The 21,628-nt window shown below is 35.6% G+C and carries 20 protein-coding genes, 3 tRNA genes, 2 pseudogenes and 1 other annotated feature; of the genes and pseudogenes, 7 read left to right on the forward strand and 18 right to left on the reverse strand.

Annotated elements, in window-relative coordinates:
* Positions 1-29: 29 nt before the first annotated feature.
* The 4 genes from MZO21_RS07840 to MZO21_RS07855 form a co-directional block, all read right to left on the reverse strand.
* Positions 30-103: transfer RNA gene (locus MZO21_RS07840), tRNA-Trp, on the reverse strand.
* Positions 104-136: 33 nt separating this feature from the next.
* A tRNA-Leu gene (locus MZO21_RS07845) sits at positions 137-221 on the reverse strand.
* A gap of 107 nt (positions 222-328) precedes the next feature.
* Positions 329-1,159, reverse strand: a complete 831-nt coding sequence (locus tag MZO21_RS07850; protein WP_248104005.1) for a protein kinase domain-containing protein — start codon at positions 1,157-1,159, stop codon at positions 329-331.
* Positions 1,131-2,645, reverse strand: a complete 1,515-nt coding sequence (locus tag MZO21_RS07855) for a DUF3336 domain-containing protein (protein WP_248104002.1) — start codon at positions 2,643-2,645, stop codon at positions 1,131-1,133. Before MZO21_RS07855 ends, MZO21_RS07850 begins: the two co-directional genes overlap by 29 nt.
* Positions 2,646-2,812: 167 nt before the next feature.
* Between MZO21_RS07855 and MZO21_RS07860 the strand changes: the two genes are divergently transcribed.
* The 4 genes from MZO21_RS07860 (at position 2,813) to MZO21_RS07875 (ending at position 5,866) form a co-directional block, all read left to right on the forward strand.
* Positions 2,813-3,685, forward strand: coding sequence for an ATP-binding protein (locus tag MZO21_RS07860; RefSeq protein ID WP_248103999.1), 873 nt, complete (start codon positions 2,813-2,815; stop codon positions 3,683-3,685).
* A gap of 215 nt (positions 3,686-3,900) precedes the next feature.
* Entirely contained in the window at positions 3,901-4,224 is a 324-nt protein-coding gene (gene fdxA / locus MZO21_RS07865) for a ferredoxin FdxA (protein ID WP_152873250.1), read from the forward strand.
* A gap of 134 nt (positions 4,225-4,358) precedes the next feature.
* Positions 4,359-5,072, forward strand: coding sequence for a D-Ala-D-Ala carboxypeptidase family metallohydrolase (locus MZO21_RS07870; RefSeq protein WP_154773340.1), 714 nt, complete (start codon positions 4,359-4,361; stop codon positions 5,070-5,072).
* 128 nt (positions 5,073-5,200) lie between these two features.
* Positions 5,201-5,866: an O-methyltransferase gene (locus MZO21_RS07875; RefSeq protein WP_154773339.1), complete on the forward strand. Its 666-nt coding sequence runs from the start codon at positions 5,201-5,203 to the stop codon at positions 5,864-5,866.
* Between the two features lie 155 nt (positions 5,867-6,021).
* Here the strand turns inward: MZO21_RS07875 and MZO21_RS07880 are convergent, their stop codons facing one another.
* From MZO21_RS07880 to MZO21_RS07895, 4 genes and pseudogenes are all read right to left on the reverse strand, one after another.
* Positions 6,022-6,864 carry a universal stress protein gene (locus tag MZO21_RS07880; RefSeq protein ID WP_154773338.1) on the reverse strand — a complete coding sequence of 281 codons (843 nt, stop codon included), beginning with the start codon at positions 6,862-6,864 and terminating at the stop codon, positions 6,022-6,024.
* A gap of 105 nt (positions 6,865-6,969) precedes the next feature.
* Positions 6,970-7,587 carry an acyltransferase gene (locus tag MZO21_RS07885; protein ID WP_248103996.1) on the reverse strand — a complete coding sequence of 206 codons (618 nt, stop codon included), beginning with the start codon at positions 7,585-7,587 and terminating at the stop codon, positions 6,970-6,972.
* A complete protein-coding gene (locus MZO21_RS07890; protein ID WP_248103993.1) occupies positions 7,580-8,179 on the reverse strand; it encodes an IMPACT family protein in 600 nt (199 codons plus the stop codon). The genes MZO21_RS07885 and MZO21_RS07890 overlap by 8 nt, the downstream gene beginning before the upstream one ends.
* Before the next feature lie 100 nt (positions 8,180-8,279).
* Positions 8,280-9,437 (reverse strand): annotated as a pseudogene (locus MZO21_RS07895) (HlyD family type I secretion periplasmic adaptor subunit).
* An 81-nt stretch (positions 9,438-9,518) separates the two neighbouring features.
* Between MZO21_RS07895 and MZO21_RS07900 the strand changes: the two are divergent.
* Positions 9,519-10,220 (forward strand): IS1 family transposase, encoded by a 702-nt coding sequence (locus MZO21_RS07900; RefSeq protein WP_152874006.1) that lies wholly within the window; start codon positions 9,519-9,521, stop codon positions 10,218-10,220.
* 231 nt (positions 10,221-10,451) lie between these two features.
* On the opposite strand, the gene MZO21_RS07905 is transcribed toward MZO21_RS07900, so the two are convergent.
* From MZO21_RS07905 to MZO21_RS07930, 6 genes are all read right to left on the reverse strand, one after another.
* On the reverse strand, positions 10,452-11,315 hold the full coding sequence (locus MZO21_RS07905) for an IS982 family transposase (protein ID WP_248129630.1): 864 nt from the start codon (positions 11,313-11,315) through the stop codon (positions 10,452-10,454).
* A gap of 1,238 nt (positions 11,316-12,553) precedes the next feature.
* Positions 12,554-13,297, reverse strand: a complete 744-nt coding sequence (gene lptB / locus MZO21_RS07910; RefSeq protein WP_248104183.1) for an LPS export ABC transporter ATP-binding protein — start codon at positions 13,295-13,297, stop codon at positions 12,554-12,556.
* The gene (lptA, locus tag MZO21_RS07915; protein ID WP_154773774.1) at positions 13,297-13,863 is read right to left on the reverse strand and encodes a lipopolysaccharide transport periplasmic protein LptA; all 567 of its coding nucleotides are present in this window, start codon (positions 13,861-13,863) and stop codon (positions 13,297-13,299) included. The genes lptB and lptA overlap by 1 nt, the downstream gene beginning before the upstream one ends.
* Positions 13,853-14,398 carry an LPS export ABC transporter periplasmic protein LptC gene (gene lptC, locus MZO21_RS07920; RefSeq protein ID WP_154773775.1) on the reverse strand — a complete coding sequence of 182 codons (546 nt, stop codon included), beginning with the start codon at positions 14,396-14,398 and terminating at the stop codon, positions 13,853-13,855. Before lptC ends, lptA begins: the two co-directional genes overlap by 11 nt.
* A 39-nt stretch (positions 14,399-14,437) precedes the next feature.
* The gene (locus MZO21_RS07925; RefSeq protein WP_248104185.1) at positions 14,438-14,977 is read right to left on the reverse strand and encodes a KdsC family phosphatase; all 540 of its coding nucleotides are present in this window, start codon (positions 14,975-14,977) and stop codon (positions 14,438-14,440) included.
* Positions 14,978-14,980: 3 nt separating this feature from the next.
* Complete coding sequence (locus MZO21_RS07930) at positions 14,981-15,958, reverse strand: KpsF/GutQ family sugar-phosphate isomerase (protein ID WP_248104187.1); 978 nt, start codon at positions 15,956-15,958, stop codon at positions 14,981-14,983.
* Positions 15,959-16,196: 238 nt separating this feature from the next.
* Between MZO21_RS07930 and MZO21_RS07935 the strand changes: the two genes are divergently transcribed.
* Positions 16,197-16,859 carry an IS1595 family transposase gene (locus MZO21_RS07935; RefSeq protein ID WP_152875444.1) on the forward strand — a complete coding sequence of 221 codons (663 nt, stop codon included), beginning with the start codon at positions 16,197-16,199 and terminating at the stop codon, positions 16,857-16,859.
* Between the two features lie 107 nt (positions 16,860-16,966).
* On the opposite strand, the gene MZO21_RS07940 is transcribed toward MZO21_RS07935, so the two are convergent.
* The 3 genes from MZO21_RS07940 to MZO21_RS07950 form a co-directional block, all read right to left on the reverse strand.
* Positions 16,967-17,042 (reverse strand) — tRNA-Gly (locus MZO21_RS07940).
* 62 nt (positions 17,043-17,104) lie between these two features.
* Positions 17,105-18,526, reverse strand: a complete 1,422-nt coding sequence (gene cysS / locus MZO21_RS07945) for a cysteine--tRNA ligase (protein WP_248104234.1) — start codon at positions 18,524-18,526, stop codon at positions 17,105-17,107.
* 148 nt (positions 18,527-18,674) lie between these two features.
* Positions 18,675-18,830, reverse strand: coding sequence for a hypothetical protein (locus MZO21_RS07950; protein ID WP_248104232.1), 156 nt, complete (start codon positions 18,828-18,830; stop codon positions 18,675-18,677).
* Between the two features lie 20 nt (positions 18,831-18,850).
* Here MZO21_RS07950 and MZO21_RS07955 point away from each other — a divergent pair.
* Positions 18,851-20,084, forward strand: a pseudogene (locus MZO21_RS07955) (IS3 family transposase).
* Positions 19,126-19,242, forward strand: a sequence feature (AL1L pseudoknot). Its footprint overlaps the pseudogene before it by 117 nt.
* A gap of 415 nt (positions 20,085-20,499) precedes the next feature.
* On the opposite strand, the gene MZO21_RS07960 reads toward MZO21_RS07955, so the two are convergent.
* Positions 20,500-21,609: a beta-ketoacyl-ACP synthase III gene (locus MZO21_RS07960; protein ID WP_248104137.1), complete on the reverse strand. Its 1,110-nt coding sequence runs from the start codon at positions 21,607-21,609 to the stop codon at positions 20,500-20,502.
* Positions 21,610-21,628 lie beyond the last annotated feature (19 nt).

Raw genomic sequence — 21,628 nt, forward strand, 5'->3', positions numbered from 1 at the left:
GGGTACTAACATAGTGTTAGATTTCAAGTTGGCAGAGGATCAAGGACTCGAACCTTGACGAACGGTTTTGGAGACCGTCATGCTACCATTACACCAATCCTCTATTGCCTAATTACCAATATTACTTAGTAATTATTGGTGGGGACGGAGAGACTCGAACTCTCACGCCTCGCGGCGCTGGAACCTAAATCCAGTGCGTCTACCAATTTCGCCACGTCCCCAATGGCTGTGTATATTATAGAGATCACTTGATGATGACAAGCCCTTTTTATTAAAAAACACATCGATTGTTTAAATATAAAACAAAACCATATTTTTTGGTTTTTTCTTATACATTTTCAGTAATTAAGCCTATTTTCAATGCCGAAATATCGCTCAACCTAAGTTTTTTTTGCTTATGTAACATCTCATTTAATGTTGATTTGAAGCATAAATATGCTTCTGGCAATTCAATTTCTAACTTTTGGCAATGTAAAACAGCCCAATCATAATAATTATTTGCAAAAAGTCGTTCTTGTTTTAACCATTCATAAAAAATAATACCTAAAGCGTAAATATCACTTTCAATACTTTTAGCCTCTGCATGGAATAATTCAGGTGCCATATAGCGTGGAGTAGCATTTAAAGCTTTCGTATTTTGCACATCTTCTATTTTTATACTTTGCTCAAAATCAATAAGTTTTGCATATGAATTATCTTCAACAAAATGTTCTGCTTTTAAATCTGCATGCAGCCACCCTGCTTTGTGCAAGTTTTCTAATACAGAAAGTACCTGAATCATCTTATGTTTAATTTGATCAATACTGAGTGTTTGTGGGCTTTCTACAAATAGACATTTTGCATGTGGCAAAACTAACAAAGGCATGGCGATATTAAAATGATTTATTTCCGCTGAATGGCTCAAGATTTGATAAGGTAACGTAATATTTTTAGCTTGTTGATGCGTTAAAGATAAATAAAATTCAAGCTCGTTCTGAAACGAATCTTCTAATACTTTTTCACTTTTTAACGTTTGCGTTTTCAACCAATATTGTTGATGCTCTTCAAACCAATAAAATACACGGCGACCTAAAGCCAAACTTTTTGGCTTTGTTGCACAAATGAGTTTTTTTGAGCATAAATCTTCAAGATTAAACTTGAATGAATTCTGAACCTGCATGTTGGGCTTTGTCTTGCTGATAAGTGAGTAGCTCTAAACAGTGTTGAATGGTTTTACCCACACGTGCATGAACTTCAATAGATGAAATTTTTGGCCATGTTGCACGCTCGCCTTCTCGTTGCAACATCTTAAATAAATGCTCTTTAGGATTTTGTAGCATATAACTATAATGTCGCAAATTAAAATGACCTACAATATTCACATTACCATAGTAGCGTTGATCTATTACACCATAACCATGATCGAGCAAACGTCTAACCGCAGGAACACTTCCCACACGCTCACGGGCAAAATCCATCATACCTCTTGAAATAACCTTTCCTTGTCGGCGAACAATACGTTCAGGCCAACTGAGCATATCTTTACGGAAACGCTCTTCATCACTTTGCATAAAAGGTACAACGTGTGGATTCACCTGACTCGCAATGGTGTAATTTAAATTATATAAGCGCGCCATTTTCTCTTGTGGGAAATCACTACGCACACTTCCATCTACCCAAGTTGTTGTTGCCATATACGGTGTATATTTTCCATCAAGGCGCTTACTGGTTAAACGTACAGGTGGAAACAACACAGGAACAGCACAAGAAGCCAATACCGCACTCCAAACCAATAAGTCTGGCGCTGTATAGGTATTCATAATACGCGCATCTTGTGAGGCATCATAAGGTGCTACAGCAACATTAATGTGCAAGCCAGATTGGGCATAAGCTTCTGCAAATGTTAAATCACCTAAATTTTTCTTTAAAAATTGTTTGAGGAACTTAACATCTGCAATACCACCATTGCCTTTAATAATTTCACGCCAATCTCTAAATTTAAAAGCTTCGTTAAAGAAACTATCACCATTCAAAATTTGTTGTATTTCTGAAGGTTTAGAAACGCCAAGCATGGCAGTCATAATTGCACCTGCACTCGAACCTGACATTACTTTTGGCATTAAATCTTGCTCTAATAGCGCTTTACATACACCTGTATGAAACAAACCTAATGTTGCACCACCAGAAAACATTAAAGCAGGTTGACCATAGGCTTTTTGGCAAGATTGGAAAAATGTGATTTTTTCTTCGTGAGGAATACTCTGGCATTCTTCAGATGCTACAAAAGCCAAACTGTTACTGACTTCTGAAACATAGTCTTCAATTATTTTTTTTGTGCCAACCAAAGTTGCAGTAAACAACATTGGATGTGCAATATTGGCAATATCGTAAGTTAAGCCTTCACGTAATATATGCATTAAATCTAAAATACGGTTTTGCGTTCTATAACGACGTAACAACGTTAAACGATGCGTAATAATAGCAGCATCGAAATACGGAGATGAATTGTCATACTTCCAACTTTGCGCACCTGTTTCTTCGTCTATTTTTAGTGCTAAGTGTTTCCATTCCTCATAAGATTCAGCATGTTCTATCTCTTTTTTTAATGTTTTAATCCGTTTAGATTGATGCGGATTCATGCTATTTCCAAAATCTTTGAACAACATTATGTTCCTCTGCTGTCATTTTTATCTTTTACATTTTCACTATGCAGAACTTCTGTAAATAGTTCAATGACTAAAACGTGTTTTAGTTGGCAATGTATTATCGTTTGGTATACATTCTTTTAAGCAACATCTCGCCTCTTCTGTTTGGAAATATAAGCTGAAAAATCATGGCACTAATTGATTTACCTGAAAATATTCTTAATTTAATGACCACTGTACTTCAACAAGTACAACAATCTTTACCTGAGCTTCAAAAAAGTCCTGACTTTTCGGCTGCTGCTTATAAATGGCAAAACAAACAGTTAAAGCCCATTGCTCAAGCCAAAAAAATATATTTAGATGACTTAAAAGGTATTGAACGTCAAAAAGAAAAAATCATTCAAAACACTTTGCAATTCTTAAAAGGCTTACCTGCAAATGATGTTCTTTTAACAGGCTCTCGCGGTACAGGAAAATCATCTATTGTGCGTGCCCTACTTACAGAATATGAATCTCAAGGTTTAAGACTGATTGAAATTGAACGTGATGATTTATCTGACTTACCTTTAATTCAGGACATTATTAAAGATCGACCTGAAAAATTTATTGTGTATTGTGATGACCTTGCTTTTAATGCAGAAGATGAAAATTATCGTAGTTTAAAAAGCGTATTAGATGGTTCATTACAATCTGGTTCAGGTAATTTTATTATTTATGCGACCAGTAACCGTCGTCATTTATTGCCTGAATTTATGCATGAGAACACACCTATCATGCGAGCAGATGTTCCTCAACATAAAGAATTGCATCCTCAAGAAGCAATTGAAGAAAAAATTTCTTTATCTGACCGTTTTGGTTTATGGCTTTCTTTCTATCCAATGGATCAAAATCTTTATTTAGAAATTGTAGAAAGTTATTTAAATAAAGCCAACATGGAACTTAATACAGAAGCACGCGCAGAAGCTCTCAGATGGTGCCAAGCACGTGGACAACGTTCAGGTCGAGCTGCTTATCAATTTTCAAAACATTGGATTGGCTCTCAACAGCTTAAAAATAGTTAATTTTTTAAACTCACTTCGCGATATTGAACTTTATATACCTTATAAATCGATATCGCTAAGTGATATTAATTATCATTTATCAAGAAAAATCATATCATTTCCCCTTTTCATAGATTTAAATAATAAATATCAATAAAAGGAATTGTTTGTTTGATGTGTTTTTGCCTAAAATACATCATTAGTTATTAGACCAAATTTTTTAGGTAGCCGTCGCCATGACATTTGTTGTCACAGAAAATTGTATTAAATGTAAGTATCAAGACTGCGTTGAAGTTTGTCCTGTTGATTGTTTCTACGAAGGTCCAAACTTCCTTGTTATCAATCCAGATGAATGTATTGACTGTGCGCTATGTGAACCAGAGTGCCCTGCAAATGCAATTTTCTCTGAAGATGAGTTACCTGCAGGTCAAGAAGTGTTTATTGAGCTAAATGCAGAGCTTTCTCAAACATGGCCAAATATCACGCAAATTGGTGATCAACCTGCTGACCGTGAAGAATGGAACGGTAAAGAAGATAAATTACAATATCTTGAAAAATAAGTTTTAAAAAAAAGATCAGCAAATGCTGATCTTTTTTTATCCACAAAAGACACATTTCATTTCAATATTTTCTCATTAATTATCATTTTTTAGATTATGATGTTTCTGATTTTAATAAACTTCTGATTTAAATAATGAAGCATTTTTTGAAAGCATTGCTTTCGTTTAGTTTTATTCCACTTGTTATGGTTGGATGTTCGTCTAATCCTAATCAAGGTTCAGGTTCTCATCCGGGTAAAAGAATTTTTATCCCTCATGAAAATGTTACTTTTGATCGCAAGGTTCCGCCTAAAGTTATTCCTTATGCGTATAACTCTTGGACTGCCGTAAGTGATAATTTAAAACAAATACGTGATTATGAAATATTCTTAGAAAAAAATGGCGTAGGAAATATTATTCCAAGCTATGAATTATTACGTACAGCACGAGATTGGCAAAAATGTGGTCGCTCTGAATACATGGTGCCAAGTCGTGAATTGTGGGCAAACCAAGTTCCTACTTTAAAAATATTTAAATATCTTATTGCCTCTAAAGTGCTTACAGACTTTACCGTAACTTCGGTTTATCGCGATTTATCTTTAAATCAATGCGCTGGTGGTGCAAGTTCATCTCGTCATTTATTTAACTCTGCAATTGATTTTCGTATTGGTCCTGCTACTCCGCAACCAGAAGATTATGCATATATTGAATACACAAAATTCAAACTCTGCCAATTCTGGTCACAATACGGCAGCAGCTTAAATATGGGCTTAGGCTTGTATTCTTCAGGTCAAATTCACATAGATTCTCAAGGTTTCCGCACATGGGGACCTAATTTATCTCGTAGTTCTTCTATGTGTAATTACTAAATTAAAATATTAAAAAAAGAGGTCAATTGACCTCTTTTTTACATCTAAAATTTATTTTTTATCTTTTAAAATTGCAGTCTGAGCATAAAGGTATAAAATGCACGCAACGCAACAAAGGTAAATGAACTATGCAACAAATGTGGACAGAAATTGATAGTTATATCGAGTCACATTTAATTCCTGAAGATCCTATTTTGACTCAGACTTTAAAAAATACTGACGATAAAGGTTTTCCAGATCATCTTGCTGTTGCGCCAAACCAAGGCATGCTTTTGCAAATGTTAATTCAAATGAATAACTGTAAACGCATTCTTGAACTTGGAACTTTTGCTGCTTACAGCACAATGTGGTTAGCACGCGCGCTTCCTGAAGATGGCTACATTTTAACAATGGAAGGTCGTGATACTCACGCTGCTTTAGGTCAAGAAAATATTGATAATGCGAAACTTAAGCCAACTGTAGAACTTAAATGTGGTCGTGCAGCAGATATTTTACGTGCATTACCCGAAGATACAGAACCTTTCGATTTTATTTTCATTGATGCAGACAAACAAAGTTACCCTGAATATTTAGAATTAAGCTTAGGTCTTTCACGCTCGGGTACAATTATTTTCTTAGATAATGTGATTCGTGCTGGTGAAATTTTAAATCCTGAAAATCAAAAACCAAGTATTGTTGGCCTTCGAGATATGTTTAAAGCGATGCAAAATCATCCTAAAATTCTATCTTGCACAGCACTTCAAACTATTGGCAGTAAAGGACACGATGGCTTCGCTTTGGCAATTGTTAAATAATCTTTTAACACTGCCCAAAAAACAACCTTAGTTTTTTACTTTTTATTTTTTATATAGTTACACATACTATCCATATAGTTATCCACAATAAATGAGGATAACTATGGATAGAAATAAATCAGTTTAAATCATCAAGCTAAACAATAACTTCAGCCTTATTTCACAACGAGCAATGGTACCGTTGAGTTTCTAAAAATAGCGGTGGTAATGCTACCTAAAAAGAATTGCTTAATTTTACTGTGGCTAAATGCGCCCAATAAAATGAGCTGAATTCCATGCTCTTTTTGATATTCCAAAATATTCTCTGAAACATCGCCATATCTATATTCAGTAACTACATCTAAACCTGCTTGCTTTAAGAACTGTTCAGGATCTTTAAGCACTTCAGGATGATCCCCTACATACAGTAAGTGACATTGTAATATTCGAAGTAAATCACTTTGCGCAATTCGATGCATCATTTTCACGCAAGTTGGTGAATATTCATATGCAAAAATGAAACGTGTTGGTGGCTTGAAGGTATCACCTACGGTCATTACTGTACAATTTGCGCTACGAATAAAGTTTTCAACATTACTACCTATTGGTTTTTTACGTTCGGCAGAACGTTCACCCAAACGTCCAATAAGTGCAATATCATCTTCATGAAGAACACTTAAACTTTGTTCTAAAAAGTCGCCTTTTTCTTGAATACGTGTAGGGACTATTCCGTGTTTTTCTTGAATTAATTCTGAAATATGATTGAGTAAATTATTACTATAATCGAGTGCTAATTCACTTTGTTTTTGCTCAAGTTCAGCAAGCTCTTTTAACAGCATTGCATTACTTTCAAAGCCAATTACACCACTAATTTCCCCCAAATGATAACTTGCTGGGTAATAATCTAGAACTTGCAAAAGCACCAACTCACGGTTGGTTTTCTTTGCAATCCAAGCAGCCGCTTCTGCGAGTGCATTAATACAAGGGGATGAATCAATACAAGCTACTACACGTTTCATAAAGCCCTCCTTTTATCCCACATTTTTAATTCATTGTTGTTATTTTTAAATTAGCACATCTTTATTATAGTTTTCATCAAAATATGTAAGTTAAAACATTATCCTTTATTTTCTATAACGTATTAACTTTGCAGGATTTCCTGCGACAATTTCATTTTCTTCGACATTTTTTGTCACCATACTGTTCATACCAACTACAGCATGATTGGCAATTTTCACCCCATCTTTAACACCAACATGCGCACCTAACCAAACATCCTTACCAATTTCGATGCCTTGTGAACGTACAGGTTGTTGATAAATCGGCGTATCTAATTCCATGCCATGATCAAAGGCATATAAATGACAATAAGCCGCAATTCGAACTTGATCATGCAATTTAATACCTACTCTGCCACCATCTAAAATACAGTGATGATTAATCGCAACTTCATCACCAATTTCTAAAGGTCCGTGCAAAGTGCAATCGGCAGCAATAAAAGTATTATCGCCAATAATAATTTTACGGCCAGGTTCTGCAAAAATATGAGCCAAGGGTGAAATAAAACAGTTTTCACCTATTTCAACCGTTTCCATAGACATCAAATACTCTTGGTATTCTTTTTGCCACTGTTCTGCCCAAACACGATTTTTCGGCTTAAGTGACCAATATAACCAAGGCATGTAATTTAGACGACGTTTATGCTGTTCACGATATTTTAATAATGGATCTATATCAGTCATTATTAGGCTCCTCAATAATTTTGAGTTGTTCACGCCCTCGGGTTAAATCTTGAATTTTATTGGCTAAAGGTTCAATTTGATGAACTTGTACAAGCGCATTTACATGAACGCCTTCTACTGTATAACTTTCTTTATATTCAATTTCGTTTTGTTTTAGTTCATATTGTAAAATTGACCATTCATTGAATAAGCATTCAAAATAGATTTTTTGCTTTTTAATAAGTTCTATTTTTTCAGCAAGTAATAGACATTGCCCTGCACAGCCACCATAAGCACGTACTAATCCACCTGTACCCAGCTTTACACCGCCATACCAACGATTCACCAATACAAGTACATTTGTAAGCTCATTGCCCTCAATAGTTGCAAGTATTGGACGCCCTGCTGTGCCTGAAGGCTCGCCATCATCGTTAAAACGTACATCATGTCCAATTTTCCACGCCCAACATTGATGTGTTGTAGTGTGATCTTTATTGGCTTCTAAAAAATCTTTAACTGCTTGTTCATTTTCAACAGGCACAGCAATCACCTGAAAACGGCTTTTCTTTATATCTTCTTCAAACTGTACAGATTCAGCAATGGTAAATGGCATAAACAAAAAAACATAAGCAATTGACTAATTATAACGTGTTTTAAGGCTAAATTTGGCAATAAAAAACCTCTTCGAAAAGAGGTTTTTACTTCAAACTGATTTAACGTTCACGTAAAGCTTCACTTGCTTTATTAAATGGTTTAACCAAATATTCAAGCACAGTTTTCGAGCCGGTTTTAATATCAACAGTTGCTACCATACCTGGAGTAATACTAAATTGCGTACCTTCTTTATTGGTGAGCTTATCGGTATTAGTACGGATATAAACACGATAATAGAACTGATCTTGCTTCACTTCATCACGTGTTGTATCTGGTGAAATAACCGCAACTTTACCTTCTAAACCACCATAAATTGCATAGTCATAAGCTGTGACCTTAACCAATGCATCTTGTCCAGGATGAATAAATGCAATATCTCTTGGTGATATACGCGCTTCAATCAACAGCTGATCATCTAAAGGAACAATGGTCATGATTTTACCATTTTGAGGAATAACCCCGCCAATCGTCATGACATCAATTTCTTTCACAATACCACGCACAGGCGACTTAAAAACTGTACGGCTTAATGTGTCAGATTTACCTTTTACGACCTGTTGCTGCGTTTCAATATCCGTATTGGCTTTCGCTAATTCTTCTCGAGCTTTCACATGATATTGATTTTTTATATCGTTCATTTGATTAAGTAAATCATTCGCTTCACGCTTTAAACGAAGTACTTCAACATCACTTGCTGCACCTTTAGCAACCAATGGCTCAGTCATGCTTAATTCTTGCTTCACCAAACTTAAAGCTTGCTGTAAACCCGCCAATGATTCTTCTAAATTTGCACGTCTTGAATTATAGAGTGCTGTTTCTTCAGCTACTAATTTTGTCTCTTTCAAAACTTCAGCAGGAAATGACAATGGCGTACCACTCACTTCTGCACGTAAACGAGCGGCTGTAGCTTTAGATGACATGAGCAATGAAGCCGTCTCACCCACATTCGACTCAAATCGTGTTGGGTCTAATTGTGCAAGTGTTTGACCTCTATTTACAATTTGACCTTCTTTCACATGAATCTTAGTCAAAATACCACCATCTAAAGACTGTACAATTTGCTCTTTGGATGTTGGTACAACTTTACCTGTGCCTGTTGAAACTTCTTCAAGCTTAAAAAACCAAGCCCATACAAGTAAAACCAAAAGCCCAACACAAACAATTCAAATCAGCTTACTTGCGCTTGGTAATGGCGGCTCAAGCTCAGTTACAGTCATATTACTTTTTAGATTAATCTTTGGTGGTGTTTCAAAAAGTATGCTGAAAAAAAACAGGTTGGCTTTTGATAAAATAGTGAGATGCAAATAACACTAGAAATCAAATGTCCAACCTGTCGAAGTGACAGTATAAAGAAAAATGGCTTCAAACTAAATGGTAAGCAAAACTATCAATGTAAAAACTGCAAGCGTCAGTTTATTGGGGATCATGCTCTTAGTTACCGAGGTTGTCATTCTGGTATAACAAATAAAATACTCCACCTGATGGTTAGAGGGGGTGGTATAAGAGATATTGCAGAAACCGAGCGTGTCAGCATAGGTAAGGTTTTACGAACATTAAGTAAATCCACTTATAAAATTCGCCCTAAGCAAAATTATTATGAATCTATTGAGGTTGATGAGTTTTGGACTTTTGTAGGAAATAAAAAGAATAAACAATGGCTTATTTACGCATACCATAGAGAAACAGGTGAAATTGTTGCTTATGTTTGGGGTAAACGAGATCTGGCGACAGTCCAACGATTGAAGGCAAAGTTAAAGCAATTAGGTGTTCACTACACCCGAATTTCAAGTGATCACTGGGATAGTTTTGTGACTGCCTTTAAAAACTGTAAGCAAAGTATTGGTAAGTTTTTTACTGTAGGTATTGAAGGAAATAATTGTAAAATAAGGCATCGAATTAGACGTAGTTTTAGGAAAAGTTGTAATTTTTCGAAAAAGCTTGAAAACCATTTTAAAGCCTTCGACTTAACCTTCTTTTATATCAATAATGGCTTCATTTAATTTCAGCATACTTTTGGAAACACCACCGAATATGTAAGAGTAGAGTCATTCTGCTCATGTATGCGTATGAGTAATATTGAGGACACAAAAGAAAAATCTAATTATTGCGCTAATCGAGCTAGTAGATAAATTTTTGAGAGTTTTCTAAGTTTAAACACCTTTTTAGGGTGTTTTTTTGTGCCATTGAAAAAATGGTAAATACTAATGTAACCTGAGTTCGATGAAATCCACTTAACCTTTTAGCATATTTTGGAAAGTTGGCTTATTGGGGTTCAAACAATAAGCCACTACAGCAGCCATGATATTCACCATGAAGTTATTTACCGAACGATGACGTGAATGTTCAAGTTGATGTAAATTTTTTAATTGATCATTCACTGTTTCGATCAATCCTCTTCTGCAAAGTAATTGTTTTTCTTCTTCAGTTTGGATGGGTTTATTTTTCATATTCCGACGTGATGGGGTCAATATTTTCAGTCCTCTTGCTGCTAAAGCTTCGGCTTTTGCTTTGCTCAAATAGCCTTTGTCTCCGAGTAGGATCCCTTTTAATTCTTGAGTTAAAGATTCTAATATAGCAACATCATGAACATTTCCCGATGTCAGCTTGAGATTAATAATTTCACCTAAATTATTGATAACGAGATGTAATTTAAAACCATAAAACCAACCCGTGCTACTTTTTCCACGACCGGCCAAGCCTTTAAATACACGATGCCTTTTAATCCGAAGATTATGGCAAACTACCAATTTAGTGGAGTCAATGATACTGATTCCCGTATCTTTTCCTTTCACCTGATGGAAGAAACTACTCAGAGCTTGCAAACAACGGAGCATGATTTCAATAAATCGGTTGTAGCTAAGCAGTTTAGGAAAAGCAGATTTCCAGAATGGAACGATCATTTGGCAATAAAAATATTTGAAGAATCTAAAACCGGATTGATGAAATAAAATGACAATGGTCATTGCTTCAGACAAGCATAAAGCTGACTTTTTCAACCTGGTTTTTTGATTAGAAATTAAAGCTTTCTCTAAAGATTCATTAAATTTTTTGCAGAAATCATCCAAAATACAAAATAATTCGGTAATATGATCCATTGAGAAGCCTTGTTTTATAACATTTTGTCTTGAGAACCAATATGTTACAAAAACAGGGCTTTTTTTCTACTCTTTTTTTATATCGAACTCAGGTTAATGTAGGCCACCTTTCGGTAGGCTTTTTAATTGAAAAGTAAACTATATTTGATTAATTATTGTTCGTTATATATATTAATAATGTTATTTTATGAAAATAAATAACAATAATCTTAGTCAGCGCAAAGTTAAGATTACCCCCGTAGTGATACGGGGGTATTATGATTAATTGAAGTGTAAAAACAAAAAAATAAGGAGAATAATGTGACTCCAACAGAAACACTTATTATTATTTTTTCAGCTTTAATTCTAACATTTATTGTCTATGAATTAGGGTATATCACAATGTCGTTTTAAGTTAAAACTAACTCTAAATAAAAGCTCAAGATTATGTCTTGGGCTTTTTTGTTGTCTGAAGAAAACTAAAAACTCAACTCATAGGTGATCTTATGAAATAACGTCAGCCGATTGGCAACTTGGATTTGTGAAGCTAGATAATTCGTTGTTTAGCTAAAAGCGCAAACGGTGTGATGCAGAAACCAGCCGTATAAGTGGTTTGAATCCAGTGTGATTTCGTCACACACTGAATGAGCCTTAGAGTAAATTACAAAATTAGGGGTGACACCCCGACCTTGAAACGATTGAAAACCAATAAATCAAATTGATAGCTCATTGCGAGATGATGGATTGGTGAGTAGCGGTAGATCAGTTGCCGAGCTGGTTAATATCGTAATCTAAGGCTAGCGACTTCCTTTTCATCTCGAATCATAATTTCTATGACTTTGTCTTTAAAATCTTTTGAATATCCCATATCTCTATTGTTCTATAGTTTTTAGGATTTGGCTATAGTTCATTGATATTGACCTGATTAAACTCAGTCTTACTTTTGGGAATTATGATATTTTTAAAAGATTGCTTAGTGGAATTAAATGACTCTTGTAAATCTATATTTTGCGCTTGAACACTTCCACTGCCATGAACAACAATAATAAAGGATCCGAAACCTTTCAAAAAACTAAATTTATTTAATTTTGCATTTACCATTATTCAAACCAGAGCTAATGAGCGGCTTCATATAATGTAAAGTATTTTAATAGGATTTAGTTGAAAAATATTTTATTTCGCATAGTTTTGTTATTAAATTTATCAATTTACATTTCATGCAAATATTCACGTTAGATATTTGCATGAAATGAATAACTCTATACCTTAAAGTCATCGCCCAAATAAACTTGGCGCACAGTTTCATTGGCTAAAACATCTTCAGGAGAGCCTTCTGCAATGACTGAACCTTCGCTCACTATGTAAGCTCTTTCACAAATTGCCAATGTTTCACGGACATTATGGTCTGTAATAAGTACACCTATACCACGGTTTTTAAGCGTACTAATAATATCTTTAATATCACCTACTGAAATTGGGTCTACACCTGCAAAAGGTTCATCAAGTAGCATGAACTTAGGATCAGCCGCTAAAGCACGTGCAATCTCTGCACGACGTCGCTCACCACCAGACACACTCATACCCAATGAATCTTTAATATGCGTAATTTTAAAATCTGCCAATAATTCAGCTAAGCGTTTTTTACGTTGTTCTTTGTTTAAATCTTTACGAGTCTCAAGAATTGCCATGATATTGTCGGCAATTGTCAGCTTTCTAAAAATAGACGCTTCTTGCGGTAAATAACCAATACCTTTTTGCGCACGCTCGTGCATGGCTAAATCGGATAAATCCAAATCATCTAAATGAATTTCGCCTTTATCCATACGCACAAGACCAACAACCATATAGAAACTTGTAGTTTTACCTGCACCATTTGGCCCAAGTAAACCTACAATTTCACCACTTTGCATGGTAAAAGATACGTCTTTTACTACCCAACGTTTATTGTAGTTTTTCGCTAAATGCTTAATGCATAAAGTTTGTGGTTTTTGCTGTTGATCCATTAATCACGTGCTCCTGGGAAAGACTTAGAGCTTGTTGGTGGAATCACAATTTTCACACGGCCATCTGAACCAGAACTATTTGGAGTACCAATCGCTTCAACATCGCCTTTATTCATGCTGTATCTTAATGTTGCACCACGAATACTTGAACCATCTTGTTCTAACAGTGCATTACCTGTAAGCGTGATGATTCCTGTTTGTGCGTTATACACAATTTTTTGTGCCTGCCCCTTTGCTAGACCTTTTGCAGTATCAAGCTGTTGCTGAAATTTTGCAGGGCTACCATTTGCAGTAATAACACTAATTTGTTTATTCGCATCGAGATTTGCAACAATTGAGCTTGCTTGAAGCTTCATTGTTCCTTGCTCAATAATGACATTACCTGAATAAGTCGTAACACCTGTTTTTTCATTAAACGTTGCTCTATCTGCAAGCAATGAAAGTGGTTTTTGACGATCTGATGGTAATGCATATACAGCACTTGAAAATACAACAGCTAAACTAGCAACCAATACCGATTTTCTAGCTAAAAATTTTAATGTATTAATCTTAGAATTATCGTTCATAGATGCCTCGAATATTAAAGAATTCGTATTGTCCGTTGTTAAAGTTTGCTTTCATTCCACGGCTCATGAAGTTAGCTTGTGGAGATTCAACGGTAATTTGCTTATCTGTTTGCAACTCTCGTGTTTTCGGATAGCCCGTTAGCTCGGTCGTCTTAAACACCATTTTTTCACCATTTTCTAACAAACGTGTAGCAACAACCTCATCAGACATAATCACTTTTGTGTTGTCATCATATGAATTTGCTACTTTTGCATAGAAAGTTCCATCGGGTCTCGAATTTTGAAAAGTATAAGCATGTAAGTTATCTAAACGAGAGGTCTGCTTTTGCATATCTTGTTCCAGACGATCTGCTTGTGCCTTTAAAGATACCAAACCCTTTTCATCTGTTCGTGTCAAATTAATTACTTCAGCAGAATAGGTCATACTTCTAGAAGAATCGACTTCTAACTTCTTACTTTTTCCGCCAAAATAATAATAGCCACTACTTATAGCTACAATAATTAAAGCTGTGACATATAACTTTTTTGTATCCATAAGTGTGATTTCAACTCAAGCTTTTGAATGTATATAACATTATTTTGGAGCAGTTACGTATTTTTCAAGTAACTCTTCGTATACGCCTTTCGATAACAAGATCATATCGCAAACCTCACGAACAGCACCTCGACCACCCATTGCCTGAGTAACCAAGTCTGCACGACGACGTACTTCAACATGTCCATTTGGCACAGTCACTTTCATTCCTGCAATTGCAAATGCAGATAAATCAGGCCAATCATCGCCCATGTATAAACAATCTTCAGGTTTAAGATTAAATTGTGCACATGCTTCTTTCAGTGCAACACCTTTGTCTTCACGACCTTGAAATACTAAATCTACGCCTAATGCAGACATACGTGTTTCTACAATATTACTTTTTCGACCTGTGATAATAATAACTTTGACACCCGCTTGCTGCACAAGCTTCATGCCTAAACCATCACGAATATCAAAAGATTTAATTTCATCACCAGTATTGGTAAGTGTTACAAAGCCATCACTTAAAATACCATCAACATCTAGAACTAAAGCCTGAATATGACGCGCCTGTTCTAATAAAACATATGATGCCATTATTTATTTTACCCCAGCTTGAATTAAATCATGCATTCCAATTACACCAATTACTTTGTTGTCTATGTCTACCACAACAAATTGATTGATTTTATTTTCATTCATTTTATCTAAAGCAATGACAGCACGAGAATTTTGCCCAATTGTGATTGGATTTTTTGTCATGACTTCAGATACTTTCAAATGAACATCAAAACCTTGTTGTTTATCAATAAGTCGACGTAAATCACCATCAGTAAAAATACCAAGTAAAGCATCGTTTTCATCGACAATTGTTGTCAAACCAAGACGCTTACTAGAAATTTCATACAAGACTTTATTCATTGGCGTATCTGGCGATACTTTTGGTAACTCATCACCTGTATGCATTAAGTGTTTTACATCTAAAAGTAAACGCTTTCCTAATGCACCAGCAGGATGTGAACGTGCAAAATCATCTGCTGTAAAACCACGTGCTTCAAGTAAAGCTACTGCTAAAGCATCACCTAAAGCCAAGGTTGCTGTTGTGCTTGATGTAGGTGCTAAACCAAGTGGACACGCTTCTTGAATATTACCTAATGTAAGTGCAACATCTGCATTTTGCGGCATCGGACCTTTATTGTCGCCACTAATCGTAATTAAAGGTATACCAAGATGTTTAACTAAAGGCACTAACATCATAATTTCATCACTCTTACCAGAGTTAGAAATTGCAATAAGCACATCACCACGAACCAGCATGCCTAAATCGCCATGCCCTGCTTCACCGGGATGCATAAAAAATGAAGGTGTTCCTGTTGAAGCAAAAGTTGCTGCCATTTTGCGACCAATGTGACCTGATTTCCCCATACCCGTCACAACTAAACGACCTTTGCATTGCAAAATAATTTCACAAGCTTGCATAAAACGATCATCAATTTGTGTCGCAAGAACTTGTAATGCATGTTCTTCTATTTTTAATGTTTCTAAAGCAACGCTTTGAAAATCAATTTGATTTGGCATGTTTTCTGAATTCAACTTTAAGACCTTGCCCTATAAGAGCCATTCATATGTATTTATGCTTAATTTTCGCAATTTTACCATATCTATTCAATCACAATGGTTCAAAATGTGTAAGAAATCTCTTTTTTAAACCGCTGTTAAGCATTCGGAATACATCTATTAGCATTGAATAAATAAAGTATTTGACTGTAATTATTTTGGCTCTAGACTAGCAGAATAGATATGTTAGTCTAGAATCATGATAGAAAACAGTAAATTAAGTCACTATAAGATTAAAAAAATTATTCAGTGCTTTTGCATTGATATTCCTGCTTCTAAAACAGCCTTATTGCTTAACTTGAACCGTAATACCATCAACTATTGGTACATGCTTTTTAGAGAAGCAATCTACGATCATCAAACAGATTTAAGAGCAAAGTTTGTAGGTTCTATTGAAGTTGATGAGAGCTATTTTGGAGCAAAAAGACAACGTGGTTTTCATGGGAAATTGAAGCGAGGTCGAGGTACTTTAAAACAACCTGTATTTGGAATATTTGAAAGGAATGGTCGAGTTTATACAGAAATAGTCCCTGATTGTAAAAAGACTACATTACAACAAGTTATCTTAGGTAAAGTTGCACTTGAAAGTGTAATTTATAGTGATGGTTGGCGTGGATACAATGGTTTGGTAGATGTTGGTTACTCAAAGCATTTTAGAGTAAATCATGGAGCGAATGAATTTGCCAGAGGACAATGTCATATAAATGGAATAGAATCATTCTGGAGCTTTTGTAAAAGAAGGCTAGCAAAGTTCAACGGTATATCAAAAGAGTATTTTGATTATCATCTTAAAGAAACAGAATGGCGTTGGATGAGGGAGCCTAATGAGCTAGCAACAGAGTTGTGGGACCTCATTAGGTAAAACTAAGTGCAAATCTGCTAGTCTAGAGCCTTATTTTTAGACAGCAGCGTAATATATTTAGGCATAAAAAAAAGCGCCTATCTTTCGATAGGCGCTTTTTCGTATTCTGGAGCGGGAAAGGAGACTCGAACTCCCGACCCCAACCTTGGCAAGGTTATGCTCTACCAACTGAGCTATTCCCGCAATGAGGTGAATTATAGAGAGTTTTATGATGATGTCAACTCTCTATAATTTCATTTGATCAATTAATCAGCACGACGCCAAATTGTCCCTTGACGCGTATCTTCTAAAACTACACCTTGATCGAGTAAAGATTGGCGAATTTCATCTGCACGCGCAAATTCTTTCGCTTTCTTTGCGTCGACACGTTGTTGAATCAAATCTTCAATTTGTTCAGCAGATAAACCCAAGGCTTCTTGACCAATATCTGACTTTAAAAAATCATCTACATTGTGCTGAACTAAACCTAAAATATTGGTTAAATGACGTAAAGTTGCATAGTAAACAGCTGCTTGCTCTGAATTTTCATCTTTAACTGCACGGTTCAATTCTTTGTTAATTTCAAATAAAACTGCAATCGCTTCTGAGGTATTAAAGTCATCTCGCATTGCAGCATTAAACCGTTCAACCAGTACTTCATCATACGCTGCAACAACGTCCGTACCATAAGTTTGCTGGTATGCTTTGAAAGAATGATAGAAACGTGACAGTGTATTTTTCGCTTCTTTTAACGCAGTATCTGAGAAATTTACAGGGCTACGATAGTGCGATGATACGATGAAATAACGAATAACTTCAGGATGAAATTTATCCATCACATCACGAATAGTAAAGAAGTTGCCTAAAGACTTAGACATTTTCTCACCATCAACATTAATGAAACCAACATGCATCCAGTAGTTTACATATTGTTCATCTGTTGCAGCTTCTGATTGTGCAATTTCGTTTTCGTGATGTGGGAATGTTAAGTCTGAACCACCGCCATGAATGTCAAAATGATTTCCTAAGCAGCAAGTCGACATTGCTGAACACTCAATATGCCAACCCGGACGACCATTCCCCCACGGTGAAGCCCATGAAGGTTCATTTTCTTTCGCATGTTTCCAAAGTACAAAATCGAATGGATGTTTTTTCTCAACCTCAACATCTACACGTTCAGATGCACCTGCTTGCATATCTTCAAGTTTACGACCTGAAAGGCGTCCATATTTTGCAAATTTTTCAACTTCAAAATAAACATCACCATTTGCAGATGGATAAGCTGTGCCTTTATTGACAAGCGTACCAATCATATTTTGCATTTGATCAATATAATCTGTCGCACGTGGTGCTTCATCTGGATGTAAGCATCCTAAATTTTCAGCATCTTCGTTCATTGCTTTAATGAAACGGTCTGTTAAAGCGGTAATGCTTTCACCATTTTCATTGGCACGTTTAATAATTTTGTCGTCGATATCTGTAATATTACGAACGTATTTTACGTTCCAACCTTGGCTACGTAAAAAGCGAATAATGTAGTCAAATGCAACCATTACGCGAGCATGACCAATATGACAGTAATCGTAAACTGTCATACCACACACATACATGTCGATATGTCCTTCTTTACGTGGAACAAATTCAACTTTTTTACGTTGCTCTGAATTGTATAGAACAAATGGTTGCATAGGTTTTCATAAGTGCTTTTATAAAAGATGGCTCATCTTAACCTAAGCACTATTTTTCATAAAGTTTTAACATTAAATTTTATGGTTTTTACATAAAAAATCCCAAACCTAAGTTTGGGATTTTTTCGTTTAACGTCAGAAATAGAAATTAGAAAACGATTTGATTATTTTGCAACAGCTCATCTAAAGTCACAAATTTTTCAAGATCAGCCAGCGTTAAATATTCTGCCATGTCGTATTGAGATGATGATGCACCATCTCGATCTATTGAAATTGAACCGTACCGGGTTTGTCGGAGAGTCAATATTCTGAGAGACTATTCCGATGAAAAAACCAAACTATACCCCCGAAATTAGAGAAAGAGCGGTTCAATTACTAATTGAATCTGAAAAAGATTATCCATCGAATTGGGCAGCAGTTTCCGCAATTGCTCCTAAAATTGGCTGTACTCCTGAAACACTACGTGTTTGGTATCAAAAATACTTAGATCAACAAAATCCAGCCAAAGTACAACAGGTATCTGACCAAGAAAAAATGAAGCAAATGGAACGTGAAATTAAAGAATTAAAACGTGCCAATGAAATTCTACGTAAAGCAGCCGCTTTTTTCGCCCAGGCGGAGCTCGACCGCCCACACAAATAATGGTGGATTTTATCCATAACAATAAAGATCGATATGGTGTTGAAGCGATTTGTAGAATTTTACCGATTGCAGCTTCGACCTATTATCGGGCTTTAGATCTCGTTGATAACCCAGAACATCGAGCGAAACGTGCTCTGCATGATTTACATCATGCAGAGCAAATCAAACGTATTTGGAAAGAAAGTTCAGGTCGATATGGTGTACGTAAAGTTTGGCAACAATTGAAACGTGAGGGTTATGTTATTGCACGTTGTACAGTTGCTCGATTGATGCAAAAGCTAGATATACAAGGTGTTTGGCGTGGTAAGAACAAACAAACTACCCGCAGCCGAGATGATCAAAAACGGGCAAGTGATTTAGTGAAACGGAATTTTAGTGCTGATCGACCTGACCCTTGCGAAGCAGTGCTTCTCAGGTCAGTGACTTTACGTATATTCAAACCAATTCTGGCTGGGTCTACACCGCATTTATTATTGATGTGTTCTCACGAGCAATTGTTGGATGGAAAGTATCTACACGGATGAATACAGATATGGTGCTCGATGCATTGGAGCAAGCATTGCACGATCGAGGCATGCCAAAGAATGTAATTCATCATTCCGATAGAGGTGTTCAATATCTTTCTATTCGCTATACCAATCGTTTAGAAGCAGCAAATTTACGAGCATCAGTCGGTACAACGGGTGATTCATACGATAATGCTTTGGCTGAAACGGTGAATGGCTTATACAAAACAGAGGTGATTGAATATTTAAAAGCAGATTGGCAAGGTTTAGCAGATGTACAACTTGCGACATTAAATTGGGTAGATTGGTTCAACAAAAAGCGTGTACACGGTGCACTGGGTTATGTATCGCCTTTTGAGTTTGAAGCAATGTACTATGATAAGATTAATCCGTTAGGTCAGGTGGCCTAACTTAAATAAAAAAGTCTCCGACAAACCCGGTACGGTTCACTTTATTTATCAGATTAATTTTCACGTTACAATCGTATGTTTTTTGTATGGTTTTAATAGATGAAAATTACTATCATTACCACTTGAGTTTAAGTCAATGATTTTTAATATAATTTATAAATTACCATTATTAAATTAAGCTAAATAATAATATAAATTATTGTTTATTAAGGTTTTTTTAATTATCAATTTTATTTACAAAATAATATACAAAAGCACACTAAATGTTGCATTAGTACACATTATATTAAAAAACAATATATTTTACCCATAAAAAATACAATACTCCCCCACAAGAAATACAAAACTTTTCAATAAAAAAGGCTGAACAATAGTTCAGCCTTTTTTATATTTAATTAACAATTTTGTTCAAATACTATTTCTTCTGCACTAAAATAGAGCCTACTGAATACCCAGCACCAAATGAACATAGAACACCATACTCACCATCATTGACTTCATTCGCTGTACGGTGCAAAGCAATAATTACACCCGCAGATGACGTATTTGCAAACTCATCAAGAATAATAGGTACAAGTTCAGGCTTCGCTTCAGCGACTTCCTTACCTACAAGCAATTTCAAAACAAGTTCATTCATGCTTGCATTGGCTTGGTGCAACCAAAAACGCTTCACATTTGTTGGCTCAATTTCATTTTTAACAAGTTGCTTCGCAATCATTTTTGCAACAAGCGGACAAACTTCTTTAAATACTTTACGACCATCTTGGCTAAAGCGCTTGTCATCTGCATTCGTTGTTTCACTTGGGTTTAAGAAACCAAAATTATTACGAATATTATTTGAAAATTGCGTAAATAAATTAATATCTAATACTTCAAAACCAGCTTTAGTTTCTGTTTCTTCAATAATAGAAGCTGTCGCAACATCACCAAAAATAAAATGGCAATCACGTGAACGGAAATCTGTATGACCCGATGTAATTTCTACGTTTACAAGTAAAACTCTACGTGCGCCTGCTTTAATCGTGTCAAAAGCCTGCTTAATACCAAATGTTGCAGCAGAACAAGCAACATTCATGTCGTATGCATAGCCCTGAATACCAAGTGCAGTTTGAATTTCAATTGCTACAGCAGGATATGCACGTTGTAAGTTAGAACAAGATAAAATAACAACATCAATATCTTCTGCTGTAACGCCTGCATTTTCCATTGCTTGCTTAGCGGCTGCTACGCCCCATTCAGCTTGAATAGACAATTCATCATTTGAACGTTCACGTAGGTTAGGACGTAAACGATTGATATCCAAAATACCTGTTTTTTCTGAAACATAGCGACGTTTTACGCCTGAAGCTTTTTCGATAAACTCAGCACTTGAACCACGAAGTGCTTCTAATTCACCTGCGGCAATTTTTTCAGCATTATCTTCGTTATAACGTTCCACATAAGCATTTAAACTATCGACCAATTCTTGGTTGGTGATAATATCTTCTGGATGATAAAGGCCAGTACCTGTAATGCGGATGCCCATGTAAAACTCCTATTCGAAA

The organism is Acinetobacter portensis, assembly GCF_023158935.1.
Classification (GTDB): Bacteria; Pseudomonadota; Gammaproteobacteria; order Pseudomonadales; family Moraxellaceae; genus Acinetobacter; species Acinetobacter faecalis.